The 6000-nt window shown below is 40.9% G+C and carries 6 protein-coding genes; 1 reads left to right on the top strand and 5 read right to left on the bottom strand.

All coding sequences use genetic code 11. The features are described from left to right. Nucleotides 1-933, top strand: a 933-nt coding sequence (locus tag IEV18_RS11455) for an IS256 family transposase (protein WP_188392513.1), incomplete at its 5' end; no start/stop codon positions are given. Nucleotides 934-1789: 856 nt separating this feature from the next. On the opposite strand, the gene IEV18_RS11450 is transcribed toward IEV18_RS11455, so the two are convergent. Genes IEV18_RS11450 through IEV18_RS11430 form a run of 5 tightly spaced genes read right to left on the bottom strand, consistent with a single transcriptional unit; the run spans nt 1790 to nt 5771 of the window. Next, the gene (locus tag IEV18_RS11450) at nt 1790-2491 is read right to left on the bottom strand and encodes a LutC/YkgG family protein (RefSeq protein ID WP_188392512.1); all 702 of its coding nucleotides are present in this window, start codon (nt 2489-2491) and stop codon (nt 1790-1792) included. Next, on the bottom strand, nt 2488-3915 hold the full coding sequence (locus tag IEV18_RS11445; protein WP_188392511.1) for a LutB/LldF family L-lactate oxidation iron-sulfur protein: 1428 nt from the start codon (nt 3913-3915) through the stop codon (nt 2488-2490). The genes IEV18_RS11450 and IEV18_RS11445 overlap by 4 nt, the downstream gene beginning before the upstream one ends. Before the next feature lie 18 nt (nt 3916-3933). After that, nucleotides 3934-4653: a (Fe-S)-binding protein gene (locus IEV18_RS11440; RefSeq protein ID WP_188392510.1), complete on the bottom strand. Its 720-nt coding sequence runs from the start codon at nt 4651-4653 to the stop codon at nt 3934-3936. A gap of 55 nt (nt 4654-4708) precedes the next feature. After that, entirely contained in the window at nt 4709-5407 is a 699-nt protein-coding gene (locus IEV18_RS11435) for an LrgB family protein (protein ID WP_188392509.1), read from the bottom strand. Nucleotide 5408: 1 nt separating this feature from the next. Then, nucleotides 5409-5771 carry a CidA/LrgA family protein gene (locus IEV18_RS11430; protein WP_229733641.1) on the bottom strand — a complete coding sequence of 121 codons (363 nt, stop codon included), beginning with the start codon at nt 5769-5771 and terminating at the stop codon, nt 5409-5411. Nucleotides 5772-6000 lie beyond the last annotated feature (229 nt).

The following is a 6000-nucleotide window of genomic DNA, read 5'->3' as shown; positions in this document are numbered from 1 at the left end:
CAACAACAAACAATAGCTCCTTATAAGCGTTCCAATGATACGCTGGAACAGTTTGTCATTCACCTTTATGAAAAAGGGATTACGACAAATGAAATCGCTCATCTCATCGAGCGGATGTATGGACATCACTATTCCAAACAAACGGTTTCGAACCTAACGCAACTTGTTTCTGAAGACGTGCAAGCTTTCCATGAACGAAAGCTGGAAGAACGCTACGTGTGCATTTACCTGGATGCCACTCACATTCCAGTCCGACGTCAAACGGTTGAAAAAGAAGCTGTCTACATCGCTATTGGTATTACGGAAGAAGGAAACAAAGAAGTTTTAGACTTTACCATTGCACCAACAGAGTCTTCTCACGTATGGGAAGAACTCATCCACTCCCTACATGAAAGAGGAGTAGAAAACATCCTCCTTTTCATTTCCGATGGATTGCCAGGGATGACAGATAGCATTCACCGTGTCTATCCAAAGGCGAAGCATCAAGTGTGTTGTGTACATGTCGCTCGAAACATTTCTAGTAAAGTACGTGTAAAAGATCGTGCAGCCATTCTCGATGATTTTAAAGCCGTTTACCAAGCGAAAGACCGTGAAGAAGCTTTAGAAGCCTTAGAACAGATGCAAAGCAAGTGGGAAAAGCCTTATCCACGTGTCATTGAATCTGTGATGAACAATGAACAGATTCTAACATTTTATGATTTCCCAGCTTCCATACGTCGCAGTATCTACTCAACAAACTTAATTGACGCTTTTAACAAAGAAATCAAACGATATGTCAAACGCAAAGAACAATTTCCAAATGAAGAATCCCTAGAACGTTTTCTTGTAATACGGTTTCTAGACTATAATCACAAGTTTGGCATGCGTTGTCATCGAGGCTTTGAAAAGGCAAAATCAGAATTGATACAGATGTTTGAAGCACTGGAAGATTAAGCTCTCGCACCGATCCGCCATCCTTGACCTTGTTTGCGGTCGTGGTAGTGTGTACGTTGGCGGATGGGAAAAATAATGCCCTATGTGGAGAATTCATCCGCACACCGAGCGTACCACGACCGATCTTTTCTAAGTTCTCGCTGGACGGGTCCCTGAACCCAACCAGCAAAAACTAAGAAAAGGCACAAGGTCAAGGACAAGCAGCTACCGCTGTGGCTCTGTGTTTAACCTAGAGATAGAAGTTTTATCAACTAAAATAAGCAGGCTAACTTTTCTACCGGAAATAGGGTTATTTACACAAAATTATTGACACACCCGTTTAAACTAATTGTATTGTATAAATACTGTTGCTTATTCATCTGACGTGAAAGAATAACAAGCTTGATGAAAGCGGGTGGTAGCATGTTTAGAAAGAGCATTAGATTTTCATTGGTATACTTTGTAACGGCAGTTGTTTATCAGTTAATTTTTCACCAGGAAGTACGTTGGATTGATAATATAGGCATATTTATTTTATTGGTCTTGTTTATTCAATTTTATGAATGGGCAAAGAAACCTTATGAATGGAAAAAGAAGAGAGGCAAATAATATTTTGAGATAATAGGTGCAAACCTTCAATAACGGAAAACTTTTATATCTTATATCAGTAATAAAGAAACTCCCAGAAAATAAATAAGTCATTTTCCAGGAGTTTTTTGACAAAACTTTGGCAGTTTGTTCGTTATGAAAGATCCCTTCGTTTGTAGCCGACTACACCAATGATAAACATAGCAATGCAGATGATGGTTATCGTGATGAATATGGGTGCATCAAATTCTTCCCTAGGTATAAGAAGAAATAGCTTCCGTTAAGCCATTTAATCCACAACAATATACGTCGCCTGTATCGGTCCATGTACGCCGACAATCAGGTTCATTTCAATATCCGCACTATTGCTTGGACCGGAAATAAAACTTACATAGGATGCAACATCTTCGCCTTTTGCAATTGCTGCATGTATTTGCTGGGCAGCTTGTGTCATGCGGGGGACGATGGTTTCTTTTGGAATGATTGCGATATATGATTTCGGCAACAGACTTATCGAGCGGCCGTGGCCTTTATGATGGAATAGGGTTACGGTAGCCGATTCAGCCAGCGTAATATCACTAAAGGTAATGCCAATATCTGCTCTTTCGGCAAAACGTTGATTTTCTTTATGCTTCGTATAATCCCAAATATACGTTTCTATTTCTTTGCCGATTTCCTGAAATAGATTGGTTAAACCGTATTCCTCATTTCGCGGATCATTTGGTGCGATAATCGATTTTCCGTTATAGGCTTTAATCGTTTCTATTAAAACCTTCCCTAGGCCGTTTTTATCTGTTCGCTTAAAAGTAGTATGAATGGATTCGCATTGTTTTTCCAGCACATCCACTAATTCATCCTGTGTTAATTCATTAAATACTTCAAGTTGAGGGTGGACGCTCCAGTTTGGCCGTTTGACACCTTCTGTCCGGCGTGGTCGTCCTAATTTAGCAGCGATATGATTTAAAAAAGCTTCCCGATGTTGAATTGTCACGAGGCTCCACCACGCTTTTCTCTTTCTTTAAACCATGTTCGAAAGGATTGTTTGCTTGGTGCAGGGAAATTGCGTGAATTGGTCCATTCTTTTAGAGGTCCCGGGCCATTTTCTATCGTATCGTCATTTGTCCAAGGGCTTAATGCAAGGCGTGCCATTTTTGTGCTGAGCTGGTATGCAGCCGGACTGGAAGCCCATTTTGCATAGCCTTTCATTCCAATTTTTTCAGTCAATGGTGCCGCTTTTTCTTTTTCCACGATGATTTGCCGATGCTTGATGAGCAATTCATGGAGCGGAATTTTTACAGGACATGCTTCGGTACATGCACCACATAACGAGGATGCATACGGCAATTCTTTAAAGTCATCATAGCCGCCCAGTAACGGGGATAATACGGCGCCGATCGGACCGGGATAAATGGAATTGTATGCATGTCCGCCAACATGGCGATATACGGGACAAGCATTGATACAGGCCGCACAGCGGATGCAGTGAAGGGCAGCTTGGAATTCGGTTCCTAATATGTTGGATCGTCCATTATCCACGATGACAAGATGGTATTCATTTGGACCATCGATTTCATCTTCCGAACGCACTCCGGTATATGCCGTAATATAGCTCGTTAATTTTTGCCCGACTGCAGATCTTGTGAGCAAACTGACAAGAACTTCCATCTCTTCCCAAGTCGGCACAATGCGTTCCATCCCCATTACCGTGATCAGGGTGTCCGGCAGGGCAGTTACCATTTCGGCATTACCTTCATTTGTTACGAGGGTAATCGTTCCGGACTCGGCAATAGCAAAGTTGCATCCTGTAATGCCAACGTCTGCCGATAAAAAGTCTTTCCGTAATTGGCTGCGTGCAAAGGCCGCAAGTTCTTCCGGTGTATCCGTTCCCGTGTAGCCTCTTTTTTCTGCGAATGTTTCGCGAATTTTCTCTCTGTCTTTATGGAGGGCGGGGGCCACAATATGGGACGGAGGCTCTTCGTCTAATTGTAAAATCCATTCTCCCAGGTCTGATTCTACGACTTCCGCACCGATCTGTTCGAGGGCGCGGTTTAAACTGATTTCTTCAGTAACCATCGATTTTGACTTAACAACCTTTTTGGCTTTTTTCTTCTGAATGACATTTTGTATATATTCATTTGCTTCTTCTGCCGTTGATGCAAAAAATACATTTCCGCCACGTTTTGAAACTTGATCACTTAGCTGCTGCAAATAGTAATCGAGATTTTCCACCGTATGCTTGCGGATCTCTTCACCTAATCGCCGCCAATCTTCCCAGTTTCCCAATGCTTCTTCCTGTATTTTTTTCCTTGTTCGGAAACGTCCCTGGGCAGAGGAAACGGCTTTTCGCATAAAATCATCTTCAATCCCTTTTTGAACCCGTTCTTTATATGCTGATTCATTTAGTTTTAGGCCCATAAACATTCCTCCTTTCATCTAGCCGATTGTATTTAAAATTTCTGCAATGTGAACGACTTCCACCTTTTTTCCTTCCCGCTGCATTTTGCCGCCAATATTGAAAAGGCAGCCCATATCTCCGCCGACAAGATATTCTGCTTTCGTCTCGGTTACATGCTGTGATTTTTCTGTTACCATCTCTTCGGAGATTGCTGCGTTTTTTACGGCAAAAGTACCGCCGAACCCGCAACAATCTTCTTTAACCGGCAATTCAATCAGCTCAACTCCGTCAATATGTTTTAATAGTGTAATTGGTGCCTCGTTCACGCCTAAAAGCCTTGTCATATGGCAAGAAGGATGATAAGTAACCTTTCCTTTAAACGTTGAACCGACATCGACAATTTTTAGGACATCAACGAGAAATTGGGTTAACTCGTACGATTTATCTGCAAGTTTTCTAGCTTCTTCTTCCCACTCCGGGTCCCCTTTGAACAGATTTGGATATTCTTTTAGCATCCCGACGCAGGAGCCCGATGGACCGACTACATATTCCGAATCTTTAAAGGCTCGCATCATTTGTTTCATTGCTTCTTTCGATTCTTTGAAAAAACCGCTATTATACGCCGGCTGACCACAGCATGTCTGTAACTCTGGAAAGTCAACTTCACATCCGAACCGTTCCAGTATTTCCACGGTGTGCTTCCCGACATGGGGAGAAAAAATATCGCATAGACACGTAATAAATATGGAAACTCTCACTAGATTCACCTTCCTCTATGAAAAGAAAGTTTATTATCATAACAAGTTTTCATCACTATGAATCTATCAATAATAGTTCAACGAGCCATGGAGCAAGAACGGAAACTGTTACAGCACTGACAATCATCGCGATGGTGCTTATCGAACCTTCCCGCAAACCGCTTTCCAATGCTTTGGAAATTCCAAGGGCATGAGAGCCGCAGCCTAATCCGACGCTTTTGGCAACGTCGTCGTTAATGCGAAACATTTTATAAATGACTGAACTGAAAAAGATTCCTCCGAACCCGGCAATCATGACAAAGATCGCTGCCAATGTAGTCACTCCGCCTAACGTTTCATTGATAGCGATTGCAACAGGCATCGTCACCGATTTTGTCGTAAGGGAGATGATAATGGCTTCTTCAAATCCAGCTGATTTTGCAAGAAATATCCCAACAGATATTCCGATAAATACACCTGCAAAGGATCCGATAAGGATGGGAGTAAGATATTTTTTTAATATGTCCCGCTGCTTATAAAGGGGATAGGCCAATGCGACCACTGCGGGACCTTGCAGCTCTTTAATCCATTGTCCTCCAATCATGAATGTTTCATAAGAGATCTGGAAGACTAGCAAAATTATAATGATGAAAAAGGTTGAAGTAACGATAGGCACTGTAAATGGATATCCCCATCTTTTATGAAGCCTTTTTGCTATCAAATAAATACAACAGGTTGCAACGATTGTTATGAATCCGATAAATAGATTTGTCATGTTATTTTTCCTTCCTGCCCAACATCCATTGACTTGCAGCACCAGAGCTGGCGATAACAAGCAAAGTACAAAACAAAGCAATCAAAATGAGCAAAAATCCAGGCCCTGCGAAAAAATCCAAGTAATTGATAAGTCCAACCGTTGCAGGAATGAAAAATAAGACAAGGTTATTGATAATAAAGTTAGCACCTTTCTCTATCCAGGCTGCTTTTATAACGTTCGTCGTGAGCAGGATAAAAAGAATCATCATTCCGATGACACTGCCGGGTATGATAAGATCAAAGGCAGTCTGAATCCAGTTACCAATTCTATAAATACAATATAGAAAAATGATATGAATTATGACTTGACATATGTTTAACAATGTTTGTTCCACCTGCAATCCATGAAGTAATATGCCATAGGATTTTTCTTTGTTCATAGATGAATGTTATAGCATCTCATGCTCCTATATTTATAAAATTCTGAATTAAAGTATATTCTAATATTATATTCCAAGAATGTAAATAGCTAGAGACTAACGGCAAATATATTTACTGGAAATTCTGCATAAATTTTTAAAAATTTGTGAAATAAGTTGTAATCATATATAA

It is taken from the genome of Compostibacillus humi, assembly GCF_014637175.1.
GTDB classification, from domain to species: Bacteria; Bacillota; Bacilli; order Bacillales; family Amphibacillaceae; genus Oceanobacillus; species Oceanobacillus humi.
This window is presented reverse-complemented; position numbering and strand designations above follow the sequence as displayed.

Coding starts and splice junctions, on each gene's coding strand:
- IEV18_RS11445 (WP_188392511.1), bottom strand. CDS start 3,915: ATGGGCCTAAAACTAAATGAATCAGCATATAAAGAACGGGTTCAAAAA.
- IEV18_RS11435 (WP_188392509.1), bottom strand. CDS start 5,407: ATGACAAATCTATTTATCGGATTCATAACAATCGTTGCAACCTGTTGT.